Raw genomic sequence first — 19,474 nt, forward strand, 5'->3', positions numbered from 1 at the left:
AACTTATAAACGATAGCAAATTCCGATTTTACAATGAAAAATGCAAGTAATTCCGATCATATTACAGGATAACAACAACATCAATCTTTTTGTGTACGACTTAACAATTATACGATGACCCCGTGAAAGCATGGGGCGCATGCTTGAGCACATCGACCGGATTGAACTGAAAATAAAGATCAAACTTGAAGAGTCTATTGAAAAAAATGGACAGCCTTGAAGACCCGACTCAATGAGGAGGCATTCAGAAAAACTAAATCAAGTTAATTCAAGAGCCAGCTTATTCGCTTAAAACGGAATTTGAGGAATTTTCCGGTCATTCTGATTCAGTAAACGTAGCAACTCCTGTTGATGCTCTTCATTCAATGTTTGCTGAATCAGTTGCAAGATTGAAAGTGGCGTTACTTGTTCAAGTTCGGGGTCAATCAGTGTGATTTCTTCAGTATTCAAGGTTTCTTGACCCAGGCCTAAATTGGCATAGAGTTGATCAAATTGCGCTGGGACTGTATCAACTTGAACTGGATAGAGTTGTTTATCTTCAAGACACAGACATTGAAAATCCGCTGCCTGTTCCAGTAACTCAGGACGGTTACCTGTCACAATGATTTGCAGTTCAGGAAAGGCTTGATGCAGACGAGACAGAATGACTGCTGCCATGTCCTGATCCAGCTGATGATCAATCGTATCAATCAGTAGAATGCCACTGCCTTCCTTGCATGGAAACAGGCTTTTTGGATTGAGCAGACACAGGCGACGCACAATATCTCCAACAAAGGCAATCCAGTTGCGGATGCTATTCGGTAATTGCTGTAAAGTCTGGGTTTGTCCTTGGTAGCTCACCATCAGCTGCATTTTAGGTTGGTACTGCAAATAGAGATTGCTGACTTCAGGCAGAACGATCGACAAAGCTTCACGCAAGCTATTTAAACTCGGAGTATTCACCTGAATCTGGGCATGTTCAATATGCTTGACCAGTTCATCCATATTGTGTTTTTTATCCTGCTGCGAAGCGCGGCTCAGGATCTGCTCTAGAATCTGCGCACTTTGCGCATTTTCAATGTCGCTGATTTCCCGGAACCATTCAAAAAAACGGGTAAAAGTCGTGAAGGGAATAGCTGCAATTTCATAGGCATACACCGTTTGTAAAATCGCCGGATTGTTTTTACTGAGCAGATTGATTTCATTGACAAAACGCTCAGCCGGATAATAGGCAATCAGCGGTAAGCCCAGCATTGGATCTTTGGCGAGGGCTTTCTGATACAACGTGACCATCGCTTCGAGTTGCGATGTATCTACCTTACTCAGTCCCACACCCTGACTATTTAAAGTTTTATAAAGCTGCCAGCTGCACTGCTGGGTAGAAGATTGCTGTTGATCGCTACTTTCTGCAAAAGAGCCAATTTCTTCAGGAAAACGGACCTGAATATTGACCTTGGATTGCAGACGATGTTGCATGATGTCCTGATCCAGCATCACCATGCCGGCAGTACGCAGGTCACGATAGCGCGCAGCGAACCAGGTCAGTGCCTGATAGGTGCTACGCAGCAGCGCCGTTTTACCAGAACCCTGATCACCGAGAATTAAGGTAACGGGCAGTTTATGATATTTAAAATCAAGCTGGATATCAGAAAAGTGCAGGGTATGTTTGAGTTGTATGGATTCGACTTGCATAGACCACCTGTATCGTGATGCCTACATCCATGCTGTACTAGCCTGCTGCCTGCCGTAATGATAGAGGCATTTTAATTTTTAGCTGCTGAATCAGGTCATAAATGTGGTGAATATTTAAGCTTACTTTAGCACGTGTACAGGCCACGTAAAGCAGTCTTAACTCTTCATCACTAATCTTGTGATCTTTTTCATTTAATTTAAACTGGTAGTCATCTTCAATATGGACCCGGTCCCATTCCAACCCTTTGGCTTTGTGGGCAGTGGAGATGATGTAGTCGGCCTGTCCGATTGGCGTGATCTTGGCCAGCGCAGTTTTTAGCGGATCAGTCCCATGCTCATCGACCAGTTTCACCAAAGGTCTAATGTCACTGCCTTCATTGGTCTCGCAATATTCATGTACATCATGCCAGGAGTTAAACCAGGCCAGTTCAGGTACATCCACCACGCGTTTGCCCTGTTTTAACATGGCAGCCGCTTCGACAAAACGGTTCAGCTTGACATGGTCGGCCTGCAAACTGACCTTTTCACCACGCACAAGTCCAGCAAGCAGAAGTTCCATTGCTCGGGCATTGGTACGGCATAAAATCGCATCACGCATTTTAGTATGTGGTTTATTCACTACTTTAGAATTCAGATGCGGATTACCGAGTAAGGGCACGGTTTCATTCAAGGCTCCCAAAATTGCATTGGCATTCAGGGCAATTTCAGGACCAAAACGGAATGAGGTGGTCAGGCGGGATTCTGGTAATGGCAGTTGCTGCATGGCATTGACTGCACCACGCCAGGCATAAATCTGCTGATGCGCATCCCCGACATAGATCACCTGGGTGCTGCGCTGTTTTAGCAAAATACCCAACATCAGGGGGTCAGCATCCTGAGCTTCATCAAACAGTACATAATCCGCTGGAATATTCGGTTCTGACAATGCCCAAAGTTTCAGATAAATATCATGTCCGATTCCGGCCTGATGATTCGGATCAATCGATTCCAGCCAGCGACGCTCAACCGCAGGATAGAGTTTCTTTTGCAGGGCTTCGACATCGTCCGGATGTAACCAGCTTGGTGCCTGAATATGCCGTGGAGCAGGGTATTGAGAACTGGTTGAACAGAAATAACCGACCGCATTCGCAACCAGACTGGCCAGACGCGAAGGCATCATGACATATTTTTCATAACGGCCACCCATCATGCGGCGCAGGGTCATCGGCTCAAGGCGATATTCCTTGGCAATGAAGCTTGGACTGAGACGGGGCAGGCGCAGTTTATCCGTGACTCCACGTGGAACACTGCGATAGGCTAGTGAATGGAAAGTCCGGCAGTCCACACCACGATGAAACTTATTCTGTGCTTCCGCAGCAATGGATTTGTTAAATGCCAGATACATGCCACGCCGCTGCGGCATGGCATCGCTGATCATTTGTAAAGTTGTGGTTTTACCTGTGCCGGCATAGGCAATCACTTTAAAAGATTTGCCCAGACGTGCGTTATCAATCGCAGTGGCCTGCTCATAGGTTGCGGTCGGTTTAATTGGCTCAGACACAGGTAAATTCAAAATTTAGTGTGAGCGGTTGGCTTTTTCAACCAGACCGGATAAGCCCTGACGACGTGCCAGTTCATTTAAAACCAGTTGTGGATCAAGGTCGAAATAGCCCAGCATCACGATGGTATGGAACCACAGATCTGCCACTTCATAGATCAGGTCATTTTTATTGTCTTCGGTTGCTTCAGCTTTAAAGTCTTTGGCAGCAATTACGGTTTCAAAGCTTTCTTCACCGACTTTTTCCAGAATTTTGTTTAAGCCTTTGTGATAGAGCTTGGCAACATAAGATGAATCGGGATCAGCCTGCTTACGTTCAGTCATCATCTGACCCAGATAAGACAAGACCTCAACCTGTTCTGATTGGGCATTAGAAGCATTCATCGCCATGGTATGCGGGTTAGTGGATTTTTCACCATAGATCGCTGCAGGATCTTTGATTTGAGCATCGACAATTTCCCAGCCATTCGGCGTCAGTTTGCGATAGAAACAAGATTCACGACCAGTATGACAGGCAATTCCACCATGCTGTTCGATTTGCAGCACAATCACGTCAGCATCACAGTCCAGGCGGATTTCATGCACTGTCTGGAAATGACCAGATTCTTCGCCCTTATGCCATAACTTGCTGCGGGAACGAGAGAAATACACGGCCTGATTTTTTTCAGCTGTCAGTACCAGTGCTTCACGGTTCATCCACGCCACCATCAATACACGACCGGTTTGATGATGCTGTGCAATGGCAGGTACAAGTCCTTGTTCGTTAAATTTTACTTCATCGAGCCATTGCAGGTTATTCATAAGGGTGTCCATTTGTTGAATCAATATCTAAATGTTTAATACATGCGGATCAAATATCCGTCCGATAGTGTACGTGATCTGAGATCATTTGCGGCAAAAATCTGTATCTGAAATGACAGGATCTGTCGTGATAACTCAGGGTATCTTGATTGATGACCGATCAAAATAACAAAGCCGCCAGCAGGCGGCTTGGTTCAAAGTGCATTCTCGCCTGGACTTACCAGTGCTCACCCGGGAAGATACGTGCATATGCTTTCTGTACCCAGTTCAACTTCTGTGGCTGACCTACAGAGGCAGATGAACTTGGGAACAGGTTGTAGCCGATCGACATCAGTTTATTGTTAATGTCTGGTGCAATTGCATAAGTAATTGAAGCTAGACGGCCCAAACCGGTAGCAACTTTTTTCGGTCGTTTCACAATTGCATGTGCTATCAGATCAGACGCTTCTTCAGGAGAAAGCGTTGGAACATATTTATAGATTTTGGTTGGTGCAATCATTGGCGTACGTACCAATGGCATATAGATGGAAGTAATCGCGATCTTATGTGAATTGACTTCTGCAGACAGACAGCGGCTAAATGCATCCAAGGCTGCTTTCGATGCCACATAAGCAGAGAAGCGGGTCGCATTTGCCAATACCCCAATCGAACTGATATTGATGATGTGACCCTGACGACGAATCATCATATGTGGCAGGATGTTCATCACCAGACGCACAGCACCGAAATAGTTCAGCTGCATGGTACGTTCAAAATCGTGGAAGCGGTCTACAGATTCATGTACCGCACGACGGATCGAACGACCGGCATTGTTAATCAGAATATCAATGTGATCAACAGAAGCCAGAATCTGTTTGGATACTTCATCAATGGCGTCCAGATTATTCAGGTCACACGGAAAAACTGTTGCCATGCCGCCTTTTGCTTCAATTTCTTCTTTTACCTGGTCCAGAGTCTCTTTGGTACGTGCTACTAGCAGGACATGTGCACCTGCATCTGCCAGACGGTGTGCTGCTGTCAGGCCAATGCCGCTGGATGCACCTGTAATGAGGATGGTTTTGCCTTGAACTCGTTTCAGTAGATGTTTCTGTAGTCTGGATTTCACGTTTGTTATTCCTGAAATATGCTGTAGGTTTACGTTTTTTCTTATTTGGTTTGTACGTAGGTATGCACGGAAGTTCGTACACAATGAAGTCTGTATATGATAACGAATTATGCAGGAAAATCCAGAGATTAAGTTGTTGAAAATAAGAGAAATTTTAGAGTAATTGCTCTATTTTTAAACTATGTTTCAATTGATTTTTATTGTGATCTAACCATAAGATAAAGCTCATGAAAAGTAAAGCCAGATAAAAAAACTCCATCAGAAATGATGGAGTTTTTTGCTTTAAAAGAAGGCTTAAACGGCTGCGAGTGACTGTTCCAGATCAGCAATCAGGTCATCAATGTGTTCAATCCCGATAGAAAGACGAACCATATCTTCACTCACGCCAGCCGATTTAAGTTCTTCTGGATTAAGCTGGCGATGAGTCGTAGTGGCCGGATGACAGGCCAGACTCTTGGCATCCCCAATATTGACCAGACGGGTGAACAGCTGCAGGGCATCAATAAAACGAGCACCGCCTTCACGACCACCTTCAACACCAAAAGTCAGAATGGCAGACGGTTTCCCTTTCACATATTTCTGCGCCAAAGCATGCTGAGGATGATCTTTCAGACCAGCGTAATTGACCCATTTTACTTTTGGATGCTGCTGCAAATATTCCGCAACTTTAAGTGCATTTTCAGTATGACGTTCCATACGCAGGCTTAAAGTTTCTAAACCTTGCAAAATTAAAAATACATTTTGCGGGCTGATTGCTGCACCAGTATTGCGAAGTGGTACCACACGGGCACGGGCAATATAGGCTGCTTCACCCAAAGCTTCGACATAGTTGACACCGTGGTAGCTTGGGTCAGGTGTATTCAGGGTAGAGAAGCGTGCTGCATGTTTGCCCCATGGAAACTTGCCGCTATCGACAATAATGCCGCCAATCGAATTGCCATGCCCGCCAATATATTTGGTCAGTGAGTGCACCACGATATCGGCACCGAAATCAAAAGACTTTTGCAAGACGGGAGTTGCTACAGTGTTGTCGACAATCACGGGTACGCCGTATTCATGCGCAATCTTTGAAATCGCTTCTAAGTCGATAATATTGCCGAGTGGGTTACCAATTGATTCCACAAAAACCAGTTTGGTTTTGTCGTCAATCAGACCACGCAGTGCTTCCGGGTTTTGGTAGTCAAAGAAGCGGACTTCAATGCCTTGCTTTGGCAGGGTATGTGCAAACAGGTTATAGGTGCCACCATATAAAGTAGACACTGAAGCAATATTGTCTCCGGCTTCAGCAATGGTCTGAATCGCATAGGTAATCGCAGCCATGCCGGATGCTAATGCCAGTGCGCCAATACCACCTTCTAGCGCAGCAATACGCTGTTCCAACACTGCTGTGGTCGGATTCATGATACGGGTATAAATATTGCCCTGGACCTTCAGATCAAACAGGTCTGCACCATGCTGGGTATTGTCAAAGGCATAAGAGGTGGTTTGATAAATTGGCACCGCGACAGCTTTGGTGGTGGGTTCCGGGCTATAACCTGCGTGAATTGCTAAAGTTTCTGCTTTATAAGTCATGATCGTTAGTCTTCTTTGTGTTTTGCTTTAATAAAGTTGCTCAAATATTAGCACTTGAAATATGAAGAAAAGTGCATATTTATTCAGATGAATATCTTAATTAACGATATAACATCAACAAAATAATGCAAGTTCAGGTACTAAAAATTCTGTTTGAAAAATAAACAGGATTAAACTTGTAACAAGGCATTAACTTCACCGGAATGGCTTATGTTTTGGAGACATTCTGCGTATAATAGCCGATTATTTTTTCGCTCATGATTGAGCAGGGGAAATTCATTTTTTCCCCATCTGGTTTTTCAATTGAGGAGTCCTACGTGGCCCAATATATTTATACGATGAACCGAGTATCCAAGATGGTTCCGCCGAAGCGCGAAATCCTCAAAGATATCTCCTTATCATTTTTCCCAGGCGCAAAAATTGGTGTGCTTGGTCTGAACGGTGCGGGTAAATCTACTTTGCTTCGTATTATGGCGGGCGTAGATAAAGATTTCTCTGGTGAAGCTCGTGCGCAACCGGGTATCAAAATCGGTTATCTGGAGCAAGAACCACCTTTGGATGAAACCAAAGACGTTCGTGGTAATGTTGAAGATGGCGTACGTGAAGCACTTGATGCTTTGGCACGTTTGGATGAAGTTTTCGCTGAATATGCAGCAGAAGATGCAGATTTCGATGCACTTGCAAAAGAGCAAGAAAAGCTAGAAGCGATTATTCAAACTTGGGATGCGCATAACCTGAACAACCAACTTGAACAGGCGGCAGCTGCATTAAACCTGCCAGCTTGGGATGCTGATGTAACTAAATTGTCTGGTGGTGAGCGCCGTCGTGTTGCACTTTGCCGTCTGCTTCTGTCTAAGCCAGACATGTTACTTCTAGACGAACCGACGAACCACTTGGATGCATCATCTGTATCCTGGTTAGAGCGTTTCTTGAAAGATTTCCCAGGTACCATCGTTGCGATCACGCATGACCGTTACTTCCTGGATAACGTAGCAGAGTGGATTCTTGAACTTGACCGTGGCATGGGCATTCCATACCAAGGCAACTACTCTTCTTGGTTAGAGCAGAAAAATGCCCGTTTAGAGCAGGAACAGAAGCAAGAAGAATCTTTTGCTAAAGCGCTTAAGAAAGAACTTGAATGGGTTCGTTCTAATGCCAAAGGCCAGCAAAAGAAAAACAAAGCACGTATGGAACGCTTTGAAGAGCTTAACTCGCGCGAATTCCAGCAACGTAACGAAACGTCTGAAATCTACATTCCACCTGGTCCACGTCTAGGTAACAAGGTTGTAGAAGTTGAAGGTATCAGCAAATCGTTTGGTGATCGTACGCTCTATAAAGATTTATCGTTTGTTGTACCGCCTGCTGCGATTGTGGGTATCGTCGGTGAAAACGGTGCGGGTAAAACTACACTCTTCCGTATGATGACAGGCGAATTACAACCTGATACGGGTACAGTAACTTTAGGTGATTCAGTTAAAGTTGCTTATGTAGGTCAGATTCGTGATACCTTAGATAACAACAAAACTGTTTGGGAAGAAGTTTCTGGCGGTTTAGATATCTTGCGTATTGGTGAATACGAAATTGCATCACGTGCGTACATCGGCCGTTTTAACTTTAAAGGCCAAGATCAGCAAAAACGTGTCGGTCAGTTGTCCGGTGGTGAGCGTAACCGTTTACAGCTTGCAAAAATCCTGCAAATGGGCGCTAACGTAATCTTACTCGATGAACCGTCGAACGACTTGGACATCGAAACTTTACGTGCACTGGAAGACGCGATTCTTGTCTTCCCGGGTACAGTGATGGTGATCTCGCATGACCGTTGGTTCCTTGACCGTATTGCAACGCACATCTTGTCATTCGAAGGTGAAACACCTGAATTCTTTACCGGTAACTATGCAGAATTCGAAGAATACCGTCGTAAACGCGATGGTGATGACCTGGTTGCGAAACGTCAGAAATACCGCAAAATTGGTGCTTAACTAAAGCGCAAAAAAACCAGCCCTAGGGCTGGTTTTTTATCCTCTATTCTTAAGTTATTCAGCTTTCTATTTCTGATAAAAGTTGTGCAGCCTTACTATGATTTTGCTGTCTGGCTTTATCTAACCATAATCTGGCCTGTTCATCATTTTGATCTAGACCTAGTTTCCCATGCAAATAATACACGCCAAGTCGATATTGTGCTTCCATATGTCCTCTTAACCCTGCACTCAGGTAGTTCCAGACAGCATTGCGTTGATAGATGTGTTTTGGGGTTAGGCGTTGGCTAATCTCTGGTATAGCCTGTAGTTGTTGCAGGGTCATGCACAGTGACTCATATTGCAAAGCCTGCAAATAATAAGTATCTGCTTCACTGGGCTGCTCCTCAATGAATGGAATAGGTGGATCATTACAAGAAAATAGAAAATTTATAATTTTTTTAAGCATTTTTATTCTTCCTTTATGTTGCATCCCTGCAATAAATTGGAATCCTTTTTTATAAGAATAAATTACACCAGTTTGTCTGATGATGTTTTTAAATTTTTAGATAATCCGATAAAACTAATCTAATGAAAGGCATAAAAAAGACTGCCGAAGCAGCCTTAAATACGAAAGAGAAAAATCAGATTTCCCATTCATGATTACATTCACGGCATTTCCATTTTTTCTGGCTTTGCATGAATGCCTGCATAGAAATTTTAAAGTCAGGCAAGTCTTTATAGAACATAAAGCCTGCAATCAGACAGATCACGAATACAATCACTGTCGCAGTCTGTAGGGTAGTGCCTGCGCCGTCACCAAAAATCCACATACCAATACTGATGATCACCAGCAGAAGTAAGACAAATAGGGCAGGTACAAGAAGTACCAAGCTTTTCGGCACGACTGGACGTGCTGCTGGCTGACCTGGTTGTGCAAGCGGCATAATTTTAGGACTTTGACATTTTGGACAACGGTATTGCATTGCAACTCCAGAATTTTTCAATTTTGTCTATTTTAATCTTAATCATACAGAAAGCCAAAAGTGGCTCAAAGTTATCATAATAAATTTCAGACAATAAAAAACCCAAGTCGCAATGCTTGGGTTTTTTATTAAGATCACCCTAATGTATTAGGGTGATCTTGAATATGGCGTCCCTACGGGGATTCGAACCCCGGTTACCGCCGTGAAAGGGCGATGTCCTAGGCCTCTAGACGATAGGGACAAATGAGGCAAATACACAAATAAAGCAAGACTTTTGGTGGAGTCAAGGAGGATCGAACTCCTGACCTCTACAATGCCATTGTAGCGCTCTACCAACTGAGCTATGACCCCAGTCTGTGTGAGCGCTATATTATGGATATAACGTTCACACGTCAACTAAAAATTTAATTAAGCTTCATCAACTGCATCATTTTTCGGCAATTTTAAGCTTTCATTGAGTTTTTCCCAGACTTTCAGCTCTTTTTTGCTTGGACCACCGACAATTTCCAGGGCATGACGCAGACGGGCAAAGGTCAGGTCAGGTCCAATCGTCACCATGGTTTGCATCACGGGCGTAGATGCAGTTGAACCGGCAATGGCAATAAAGAAAGCTGGCATAAAATCACGTAGCTTGATGCCCATCTGGTTCGCAAGATCCATCAAGGTTTGGCTGACCGTATCATTATTCCAAGTAAACAGGCTTTCCAGACGCCAAATTGCAAACTGCAAACTTTGACGTACCTGTTCTTCAGTCAGTTTTTTGCTTTCAAACTGTTCTTTAGACAGCGTAGGGAAATGGTTGAAATAATGCGCTGACCAGTTCACCGCTTCTGACAACAGGTTGATACGTGGTTGAATCGCAGCAGCAATTTCTTCTAATTTGGCACGATCAGCTTTCCAGGTCAGCAAGGTATCCAGAAGCTCAGCTGGAGAAAGTGCCTTAATCCACTGACCATTCAGCCAATTTAATTTTTCAACATCAAAGATCGGGCCGCCAAGAGAAACACGATTAATGTCAAAGTGTTCAATCATCTCAGCCAGCGTAAATTTTTCACGCTCATCTGGCATTGACCAGCCCATACGACCCAAGTAATTCAACAGGGCTTCTGGCAATACACCGATGTCTTTATAGTAGTTAATAGACGTCGGGTTTTTACGTTTAGACAGTTTTGATTTGTCCGGGTTACGCAGTAGTGGCATATGGCACAGCACTGGCATATCCCAACCAAAGTATTTGTAAAGCAACTGATGTTTAGGTGCAGAAGGAATCCATTCTTCACCGCGAATCACATGGGTGATTTGCATCAGATGATCATCGACCACGTTTGCCAAATGATAGGTTGGCAGCCCGTCTGTTTTTAACAGAATTTGCATGTCGACTTGCGCCCATGGAATTTCTACTTCACCACGCAACATATCATTGAAGGTACATACACCTTCAGTTGGCACTTTCATACGAATCACATGCGGTTCGCCAGCTGCCAGACGACGTGCGACTTCTTCTTTAGAGAGTTTCAAACCACGGCCATCGTAACGTGGTGATTCACCACGTGCCTGCTGTTCAGCACGCATTTCATCTAACTCTTGCGCAGTCGCAAAACAGTAGAAGGCATGACCTTTATCTACCAGCTCTTCAGCATATTTTTTATAGATGCTCATACGTTCTGACTGACGGTATGGCGCATGTGGACCACTAATATCCGGACCTTCAGACCAGTTCAGGCCTAACCAGCGCAAAGAATCCAGAATCATTTTCTCTGATTCAGGGGTAGAGCGCAGCTGATCAGTATCTTCAATACGAAGAATAAATTCACCACCGTGCTGCTTGGCAAAGCACAGGTTAAACAAGGCAATATAGGCAGTTCCTACATGAGGAAAACCTGTAGGAGAAGGGGCAATACGAGTACGAACAGTCATAGTCGGATGGAATCTAAATATAAATTTCTGGCTATTATAACGAAAAAGCCACATCACTTAATGCTTAATTCAACATTGAATGATATGGCTTTAGATCAGAAGCAGTTTTAAATGTTGCGAGCTGTCAGCTGATCATTAGGAATTGCTGCTAAAGAAAAAATTTTGCAGAAAACGAGTAAAACTCTGGTTTTGATCGGCAAAAAAGTTTTGTGATGGACGTACTTTAATTGCAGTCAAAACTTTCAGGTTTTCTTCAGGATGCAGAGATTTTTCAGTTTTTTGCTGCTGAATTGCCTTTACAATAGGAGATGACTTAGTCACTGTTACTGCTGGTTTAGAGGCAGCAGCTGTTAGTGCAGCCGGATTATTAACTAGCTCAGGGTGCGCAACAACAGCGTTGCTGAATTGTGCGGTAAATAAAATGGATAGGCTCAGGATGCCGGTCTTGAACGTTGCAAATTTCATGTCCAAACTCCCTCTCTTGTTGTGGTGCTGGATTTATAGTCTTAGGGTTTTTGTTGTGTTGAATACAATTCAATCACATTTAACCCCTAAAAAGTAGAACCAAGTCACAAAATTTACAAAAAAAATAAATATGACAATGGAAAATTGAGAAAAATCAGAGATCACCTCATAACGGCGCTATTTTTAGCACAGGACTATGAAGAGACTATGAAGATCATATCCTAAAGTAATCAATTGATAGGCAATAAGTATAAAAAATGCAGAGAATTGTCATTTATAAGATATCTAAAAATAAGAAAATCTTTAAAATTATTATTATAAGCATATGATTGTTAAATATATTTCAAGTTTATATAGTGTTTTTTAGATAAACAAAAGAGCTATTGTAATGAAAAAAATAATTGTATCTGCATTTTTCGCAGTGTTTTCGGGGGTAAGTGCACAGCTGGCAATAGCCAAAGATTTCCTGAATGTTTCCTACGATCCAACCCGTGAGTTCTATCAGGAATATAATGAAGAATTCGGCAAATTCTGGAAACAAAAAACCGGACAAACGGTTAACTTTAAGCAGTCACATGGGGGTTCAGGTAAACAGGCCCGTTCCGTAGTGGATGGTTTACAAGCAGATGTCGTAACACTGGCACTGGCCAATGACATTGAAGAAATTGTCAATGCTGGTCTGATTAATAAAGGCTGGCAAAAAGAGTTTCCGAATAACTCAGCACCTTATACTTCGACTATTGTCTTCTTGGTGCGTAAGGGTAATCCAAAACAGATTAGAGACTGGAATGACCTAACCAAGCCAGGGGTCGAAATTATTACCCCAAATCCGAAAACCGGTGGCGCACCACGCTGGATTTATCTGTCTGCCTGGGGGTATGCGCTGAAACAGCCGGGTGGTAATGATGTTCAGGCCAAAGAACTGGTGAAAAAATTATATAGCAATGTCAAAGTGCTAGATTCAGGTGCGCGTGGATCTTTAACCACTTTTGCTGAGCGTGGCATCGGTGACGTGTTGTTGTCTTGGGAAAATGAAGCCTTGCTGGCGACTCAAGGTTTAGGTAAAGACAAATACGAAATTGTTTATCCGTCTATCTCGATCTTGGCTGAACCATCGGTGGCGATTGTCGACAAAAGTGTCGCGAAAAATGGTAGTGCGAATCTGGCTAAAGGTTATTTGAACTACTTGTATTCACCGAAGGGACAGGAACTGGCAGCGAAATATTATTTCCGTCCGCGTGACCAAAAAGCGGCTGCAAAGTATGCAAAACAATTTCCAAAAATTCAAACCTTTACAATTAATAAAGTGTTTGGTGGTTGGGCTAAGGCACAGAGAACTCATTTCGTAAATGGTGCAATCTATGACCAGATTTCTGCTGAAAACCGCTAATTTGCCATGTTTTTCTAAATACTTGATAAGACGGCAAAACGGATAAATTGCTTATCCGTTTTTTTCATATTTAAAGAATAAAATGCTATAAAACCTGCATAGCTCTATATTGTTAAAATTTTTATTATATAAAACATGATATTAAAACAAAAAATAACAGAATATTACCCTGTATACACTTTGTTTGCTGAATTGCGAAAAATAACTTTATTTCATATAGTTATATGAATACAAGATAATCCTCCCTGTGCTCTCATGAAAACTCAGTTAAAATCAATATTTAGCGCTGCCTTATTGGCAACAGGTTTGACCTTTACCGCAACGGCTACGCAAGCAGCTGACCGTGATTTTTTAAATGTTTCCTATGATGCAACCCGCGAGTTCTATGACGAATTCAATAAATCTTTTGGTGCTTACTGGAAAAGCCGTACTGGTATTAATGTGAACTTTAAACAGTCGCATGGTGGTTCTGGTAAACAGGCACGTTCGGTTGTTGATGGTCTGAAAGGCGATGTTGTGACGCTGGCTTTAGCCAATGACATCGAAGAAATTGTAAAATCCGGTCAGATCAAAGCGGGTTGGCAAAAGGAATTCCCATATAACTCTGCACCATATACCTCGACTATTGTATTTATGGTGCGTAAGGGTAACCCTAAAGGAATTAAAGACTGGAAAGATCTGACTAAACCGGGCGTGGAAATTATTACACCAAACCCGAAAACTGGTGGTCTGCCACGTTGGGTGTATTTGTCAGCTTGGGGTTATGCAGAAAAACAACCGGGTGGCAGCAAGGCCAAAGCTCAAGAGTTTGTGGGCAAGCTTTATAAAAACGTAAAAGTCATGGACTCAGCTGCACGTGCATCGATGACTACCTTTGCAGAGCGTAATATTGGTGATGTATTGCTGACCTGGGAAAATGAAGCTTTAGTAACGCAAAAGACATTGGGTAAAGACAAGTTTGACATTATCTACCCATCTCTGACGATTCTGACTGAACCTTCTGTGGCAATTGTGGATCGTACTGTTGAGAAAAATGGCAATAAATGGTTGGCAACAGGCTATATCAATTATTTATATTCTCCACTCGGTCAGGAAATGGCAGCGAAACATTATTACCGCCCACGTAATCAGGAAGTTCTAGCGAAATACTCGAAGCAGTTCCCGAAAATTAAAACTTTTACCATTGATGAAGTATTCGGTGGCTGGGCCAATGCACAGAAAACTCATTTCGTGAATGGGGCGCTCTTTGATCAGATTTATAACTCAAAACGTTAATCTGTTGATTTAAAATTTAATTTTATAAATAAAGAAGCTTCCTCCAAGGAAGCTTTTTTTATCGTTTGAGTAAAAATAAAAACGGTTTTCTCTATGGAAAATAATATTTATCTACAAAAAGTCGTTTGGAGCTTTAGCTAAACAGAGTGATAATGTGCAGTTAAATTTTTCGCCCTATTGATTGAGTTTTTATGTCCCATATTTCTGTATTGCTTCACGAAACCGTTGATGCCCTGGTGGCTGATCGAAATACGGGAATTTATGTGGATGGAACTTTCGGCCGTGGTGGCCATACGCGTCTTTTATTATCTAAATTAGATGAAAATGCCCGTGTTTATGCCTTTGATAAAGACCCCCAGGCACTTGAAACAGCTGCGATCCTGGAACAGGAAGATCCCCGGTTTAAAATTATTCATGCCAGCTTTGCTGACCTTAAAGAAGCACTTGCTGAGCATGGTATAGAAAGCGTGGATGGCGTGATGGCGGATTTAGGCGTGTCATCTCCACAGCTGGATCAGGCTGAACGTGGCTTTAGCTTTATGAAAGATGGTCCGCTGGATATGCGTATGGACAATTCACAAGGCCCGACCGCAGCTGAGTGGCTGGTGAATATTGAAGAAGAAGCTTTGGCCAATATCATTTTCCAGTATGGCGAAGAGCGATATAGCCGCCGGATTGCCAAAGCGATCAAGGCTGCCGGATATATTGATACGACAGCCAAGCTGGCAGAAATTGTCAAAGTGGCACACCCGAAATGGGAAAAAAATAAACATGCGGCAACTCGAACTTTCCAGGCGATTCGTATTGCTATTAATAAAGAATTAGAAGATATTGAAGTTTTCCTGCCACAAGCCGTTGAAGTACTTAAACCTCATGGTCGTTTGGCGGTTATTAGCTTCCATTCATTGGAAGACCGTTTAATTAAACAATTTATTCAAAAAGAATCTACCTTAGAGGAAGACTCGGGCTGGGGGATGCCGCAACAACGCAAGGATACACGTCGACTGAAAAAAGTATCCCGTATCAAGGCAAGTGATGAGGAAGTGAAAGCCAATCCTCGTTCACGTAGTGCATGGCTCCGAGTTGCAGAACGTTTAGCTTAATAGGCAAATAATGAAAACTGAAGTGGTCGAAAGGAAGTTGAATCAGTCAGGGATGAAGAAAGCCATTACTTACGGCATTCTGTTGATGATGGTTTTCATCAGTGCGGTATTTGTGGTATTTCAAGTCTTTGAATATCGTCAGGATTATAGAAAACTGAGCAGCTATCTGCGTGAGCGTGATGATCTCAATGCAGAGTGGGGACGTTTGCTGATCGAGCAGCAGACCTTTGGTGCAACCGCCCAGATTGGAACACGTGCCGTGACCCAGCTCAGAATGTATTCTCCTCCTGTTTCACAGACCGTGGTGATTTCATTGCCACAAACTTCAGATGTAAAAAAATAAGGCTAGCGCTCAGACATGGTAGACAAGAAAACCAAGCAAGTGGCACGTAAAAAACAGTCCGTGACGACAAAAAATGCTTTAAGCGTTGATATTAGCCGTTTTTATATTATGTGGGCCGTGGTACTGCTGTGCTTTCTGGCTTTAATCGGGCGCGCTTTCTATGTACAGGTGATTAATAAAGAATTCCTGCAGAACAAGGCCAATGCCAAGATTTTAAGAACCGACAAAATTAAAGCCATGCGTGGTGTGATTTATGACCGTAATGGCGTGCCACTGGCGATAAGTACTCCAATTATGCGGGTGGTGATTGATCCACGTGATTATTTTGATAATAAAAAACTCTATGATGAAACGATTCAGGCTTTGGAAAAGGATCCGAATAATCGCAAGCTGAAACGTCAGTTACCGGATAAAAACCTGAACCTGGATGAACTGGCTGATGCTGTGGGTATGGATCGTGCCGACCTGCGCAAGAAAATGGAAGCGCGTCCGCGTTCCCGGTATCTGATCCTGAAAAAAGAAGTTCCGCCTCAACAGGCTGAGCTGATTATGAAGCGTAATTTCCAGGGTGTATACACCGAGAAAAACTATAAGCGTTACTATCCGCAGCCACAACCGAACTCACAGATTATTGGCTTGACCAATAGTGAGAGCGTGGGCATTGAAGGCCTGGAAATGCAGTTGAATACCCGTCTGTCAGGTGTAGACGGCGAGCAGCAGATAGTACGTGATAAGAAGGGCAACCGCGTTAAAGACCCTGAAATTATTAAAGAAGTTGAAGCAGGAGAAAACATCACGCTTAGCATCGATTCACGCTTGCAGTACATTATGTATCGTGAACTGACTGCAGCAGGTGTTGCAAATAATGCCCGTTCTGCAACCGCAATCGCGGTGGATGTGAAGACTGGTGAAATTCTGGCGATGACTTCATGGCCAGCTTATAACCCGAATGATAAAAACGGATTATTGAACAAAGATGCGATGCGTAACCGCGGTGCGGTCGACTCTTTCGAGCCGGGTTCAACCATGAAGCCGCTGACTGTAGCGATGGCGCTGGAAAGTGGTAAATATACAGCCAATTCAGTGGTGAATACGACCCCGGGGAGTATGCGGGTCGGGAATCACACAATCCGGGATACCCACAATTATGGGCAATTAACCTTGGGTGGTATTATCCAGAAATCCTCTAACGTTGGTGTCGCCAAACTGGCGTTATCACTGCCTTATGAAACCTTGCCGACTTTCTATAAACGCCTTGGTTTTGGTCAGCGTTCTGCCGTGAAATTCCCGGGTGAAAGTGCCGGTCTGATTCTGCCACCTAGTAAATGGAACGTGTCTGAAGTGGCGACTATGTCTTATGGTTATGGTCTGAATGCGACGGTGCTACAACTGGCTGATGCCTATGCCATGCTGGCTAACAAGGGCGTAAAAGTCCCACTAAGCCTGTATAAATTAGAAGAGCAGCCGAAAGGCGAGCAGATGATTGATCCGAAAATTGCAGACCAGGTTCTGCTGATGATGGAAACTGCAACCTTGCCAGGGGGTACCGCTACTCGTGCGACAGTGCCAGGTTATCGGGTTGCAGGTAAAACAGGGACTGCGCATAAATTGCGTGCTGACCGTAAAGGTTATTCGACCAATGAATACCGTGCTTTATTTGCCGGCGTGGCACCAGTCAGTGACCCACGGATCGCTATGGTGGTGGTGGTAGAAAACCCGCAAGGCACCTACTATGGTGGTACGGTATCTGCGCCGGTCTTTGCGCGTGTAATGCAAGAGTCTTTACGCTTGCTGAATGTCCCATTGGACAAACCTTTAGAATCTCCCCAAGTCCAGTAAACAGGTGATCAATGTCGATAACATTTCAAGATCTCTACGCCGTTCAAGATAGTGCTGAATGGATGCGACAATCCTTTCAGGGCTTTGAGCTGGACAGCCGAAAAGTAAAATTAGGGCAAATTTTTATTGCCCTGACCAGTCTGTCTCAACCTGAGAAAACTGTGGAATATGCGAAAAAAGCGCTATCTCTAGGAGCACTGGCAGTCATTTCTGAACAGGATCTCGGAATCTCTCCTGCATTAGTTGTGACAAATGTACGGCATCTAATGGGGGAGTGGCAGAAACGTTATCTGCAAGCGACCCAGCCAGTACAGGCTGCACGTATTCTGGCCGTGACTGGAACCAATGGAAAAACCACCATTTCCCGTTTGGTCGCAGAACTCCTGATGCTGCAAGGTAAACCTTGCGCGGTGATGGGCACCACGGGTAATGGAATTTTGCCAAATCTGGAAGCCTCTTCGCATACCACACTGGATGCGCTGCACCTGCAAAATGCTTTACATGGTTATGCGCAAGCGGGTGCAGAATTTGCTTCGATTGAAGCCAGTTCGCATGGTCTTGAACAAGGTCGTCTGAACGGCTGTGATATTGAAATTGCAGCTTATAGCAACTTGAGCCGTGACCATCTGGATTATCACGGTACGCTGGAAGCTTATGCTGAGGCCAAGTCATGTTTATTCAAATTTGAATCTCTGAAAGTTGCGATCATTAATCTGGATGACGCACATGCTCAGGTGATGATTGAGGCGGCTCAGGCCAATCCAGCACAGCCGAAAATTTTGACTTATTCATTGTCGCAAGCTGCTGACTATCAGGTACAGGATATTCAATACCGGATTTCTGGTGCAGAATTTAAACTGATCACTGCGCAGGGTACATTCACCGTACACAGCCCGCTATTGGGTCATTTCAATATTGAAAACCTGGTGGCGAGTCTGATCATGGCGGAACAGGCCGGATTTGACTTGGAAAGTTTGATTACAACTGTGCCCCAGCTTAAAGGCGCACCGGGTCGTATGCAGGTACTGCGTGATGGTGAGCGCTTGTTTGTAGTGGATTATGCACATACGCCAGATGCTTTGACGCAGGTGTTGGTGACTTTAAAACGCCATGTCAATAACAAGCTCTGGGCGGTATTTGGCTGTGGTGGTGACCGTGATCGTGGTAAACGTCCATTGATGACACAAGCGGCTCTCAATGGTTCGGATATTGCGATTTTAACCTCTGACAATCCGCGTACTGAAGATCCAGAGCAGATTTTTGCGGATATGAAGCAAGGTATCGATTTCGCTGGTAAAACTTATCAGGAAATTCATGACCGCCGTGAAGCGATCAAGTTTGTAGTGAAACATGCGCAAGCGGGTGATATTGTCGTGATTGCAGGCAAAGGGCATGAAAATTATCAGGAAATCGATGGCGTTCGCCATTGGTTTGATGATGTTGTCGAAGTACAGGCGGCCATTGATGCGCAGCACTGCAACTCTGATTCAGCATATCCAGCGCAGTAATAGGACG

16 protein-coding genes and 2 tRNA genes are annotated in these 19,474 nt (G+C 43.8%); 7 read left to right on the forward strand and 11 right to left on the reverse strand.

All coding sequences use genetic code 11. The annotated features are described in order from the left end of the window. Nucleotides 1-288 precede the first annotated feature (288 nt). From ACS72_RS07665 to ACS72_RS07685, 5 genes are all read right to left on the reverse strand, one after another. Nucleotides 289-1,671 (reverse strand): AAA family ATPase, encoded by a 1,383-nt coding sequence (locus tag ACS72_RS07665; RefSeq protein WP_048881750.1) that lies wholly within the window; start codon nucleotides 1,669-1,671, stop codon nucleotides 289-291. 37 nt (nucleotides 1,672-1,708) lie between these two features. Beyond that, the gene (locus ACS72_RS07670; protein WP_048881751.1) at nucleotides 1,709-3,211 is read right to left on the reverse strand and encodes a UvrD-helicase domain-containing protein; all 1,503 of its coding nucleotides are present in this window, start codon (nucleotides 3,209-3,211) and stop codon (nucleotides 1,709-1,711) included. Nucleotides 3,212-3,226: 15 nt separating this feature from the next. Then, complete coding sequence (gene hisIE, locus ACS72_RS07675; RefSeq protein WP_048881752.1) at nucleotides 3,227-4,009, reverse strand: bifunctional phosphoribosyl-AMP cyclohydrolase/phosphoribosyl-ATP diphosphatase HisIE; 783 nt, start codon at nucleotides 4,007-4,009, stop codon at nucleotides 3,227-3,229. Between the two features lie 217 nt (nucleotides 4,010-4,226). Continuing rightward, entirely contained in the window at nucleotides 4,227-5,114 is an 888-nt protein-coding gene (locus ACS72_RS07680; RefSeq protein WP_004810045.1) for an SDR family NAD(P)-dependent oxidoreductase, read from the reverse strand. A 294-nt stretch (nucleotides 5,115-5,408) separates the two neighbouring features. Further along, nucleotides 5,409-6,686, reverse strand: coding sequence for an O-acetylhomoserine aminocarboxypropyltransferase/cysteine synthase family protein (locus ACS72_RS07685; RefSeq protein ID WP_004810044.1), 1,278 nt, complete (start codon nucleotides 6,684-6,686; stop codon nucleotides 5,409-5,411). 317 nt (nucleotides 6,687-7,003) lie between these two features. Between ACS72_RS07685 and ettA the strand changes: the two genes are divergently transcribed. Further along, nucleotides 7,004-8,665 (forward strand): energy-dependent translational throttle protein EttA, encoded by a 1,662-nt coding sequence (gene ettA, locus ACS72_RS07690; protein ID WP_004810042.1) that lies wholly within the window; start codon nucleotides 7,004-7,006, stop codon nucleotides 8,663-8,665. A gap of 58 nt (nucleotides 8,666-8,723) precedes the next feature. Here ettA and ACS72_RS07695 read toward each other — a convergent pair whose 3' ends face one another. From ACS72_RS07695 to ACS72_RS07720, 6 genes are all read right to left on the reverse strand, one after another. Beyond that, nucleotides 8,724-9,110 (reverse strand): SEL1-like repeat protein, encoded by a 387-nt coding sequence (locus tag ACS72_RS07695; RefSeq protein ID WP_004810040.1) that lies wholly within the window; start codon nucleotides 9,108-9,110, stop codon nucleotides 8,724-8,726. 175 nt (nucleotides 9,111-9,285) lie between these two features. Further along, a complete protein-coding gene (locus tag ACS72_RS07700) occupies nucleotides 9,286-9,627 on the reverse strand; it encodes a hypothetical protein (RefSeq protein ID WP_004810038.1) in 342 nt (113 codons plus the stop codon). A 165-nt stretch (nucleotides 9,628-9,792) separates the two neighbouring features. Further along, nucleotides 9,793-9,868, reverse strand: a tRNA-Glu gene (locus ACS72_RS07705). Nucleotides 9,869-9,902: 34 nt separating this feature from the next. Then, a tRNA-Ala gene (locus ACS72_RS07710) sits at nucleotides 9,903-9,978 on the reverse strand. A 57-nt stretch (nucleotides 9,979-10,035) separates the two neighbouring features. Then, entirely contained in the window at nucleotides 10,036-11,544 is a 1,509-nt protein-coding gene (gltX, locus tag ACS72_RS07715; RefSeq protein WP_048881753.1) for a glutamate--tRNA ligase, read from the reverse strand. Between the two features lie 135 nt (nucleotides 11,545-11,679). Continuing rightward, nucleotides 11,680-12,009 carry a hypothetical protein gene (locus tag ACS72_RS07720; protein ID WP_004810034.1) on the reverse strand — a complete coding sequence of 110 codons (330 nt, stop codon included), beginning with the start codon at nucleotides 12,007-12,009 and terminating at the stop codon, nucleotides 11,680-11,682. 388 nt (nucleotides 12,010-12,397) lie between these two features. Between ACS72_RS07720 and ACS72_RS07725 the strand changes: the two genes are divergently transcribed. From ACS72_RS07725 to ACS72_RS07750, 6 genes are all read left to right on the forward strand, one after another. Next, nucleotides 12,398-13,399, forward strand: coding sequence for a sulfate ABC transporter substrate-binding protein (locus ACS72_RS07725; RefSeq protein WP_048881754.1), 1,002 nt, complete (start codon nucleotides 12,398-12,400; stop codon nucleotides 13,397-13,399). Between the two features lie 255 nt (nucleotides 13,400-13,654). After that, nucleotides 13,655-14,674 (forward strand): sulfate ABC transporter substrate-binding protein, encoded by a 1,020-nt coding sequence (locus tag ACS72_RS07730; protein WP_005223477.1) that lies wholly within the window; start codon nucleotides 13,655-13,657, stop codon nucleotides 14,672-14,674. Between the two features lie 191 nt (nucleotides 14,675-14,865). Beyond that, nucleotides 14,866-15,777, forward strand: a complete 912-nt coding sequence (gene rsmH / locus ACS72_RS07735) for a 16S rRNA (cytosine(1402)-N(4))-methyltransferase RsmH (protein ID WP_004896284.1) — start codon at nucleotides 14,866-14,868, stop codon at nucleotides 15,775-15,777. 10 nt (nucleotides 15,778-15,787) lie between these two features. Then, nucleotides 15,788-16,120 carry a cell division protein FtsL gene (locus ACS72_RS07740; RefSeq protein ID WP_004810026.1) on the forward strand — a complete coding sequence of 111 codons (333 nt, stop codon included), beginning with the start codon at nucleotides 15,788-15,790 and terminating at the stop codon, nucleotides 16,118-16,120. Between the two features lie 15 nt (nucleotides 16,121-16,135). Continuing rightward, nucleotides 16,136-17,959 (forward strand): penicillin-binding protein PBP3, encoded by a 1,824-nt coding sequence (ftsI, locus tag ACS72_RS07745; protein ID WP_004896283.1) that lies wholly within the window; start codon nucleotides 16,136-16,138, stop codon nucleotides 17,957-17,959. Nucleotides 17,960-17,970: 11 nt separating this feature from the next. Continuing rightward, nucleotides 17,971-19,467, forward strand: coding sequence for a UDP-N-acetylmuramoyl-L-alanyl-D-glutamate--2,6-diaminopimelate ligase (locus ACS72_RS07750; RefSeq protein ID WP_048881755.1), 1,497 nt, complete (start codon nucleotides 17,971-17,973; stop codon nucleotides 19,465-19,467). Nucleotides 19,468-19,474: the final 7 nt, after the last annotated feature.

It is taken from the genome of Acinetobacter sp. VT 511 (assembly GCF_001077515.1).
GTDB classification, from domain to species: Bacteria; Pseudomonadota; Gammaproteobacteria; order Pseudomonadales; family Moraxellaceae; genus Acinetobacter; species Acinetobacter schindleri.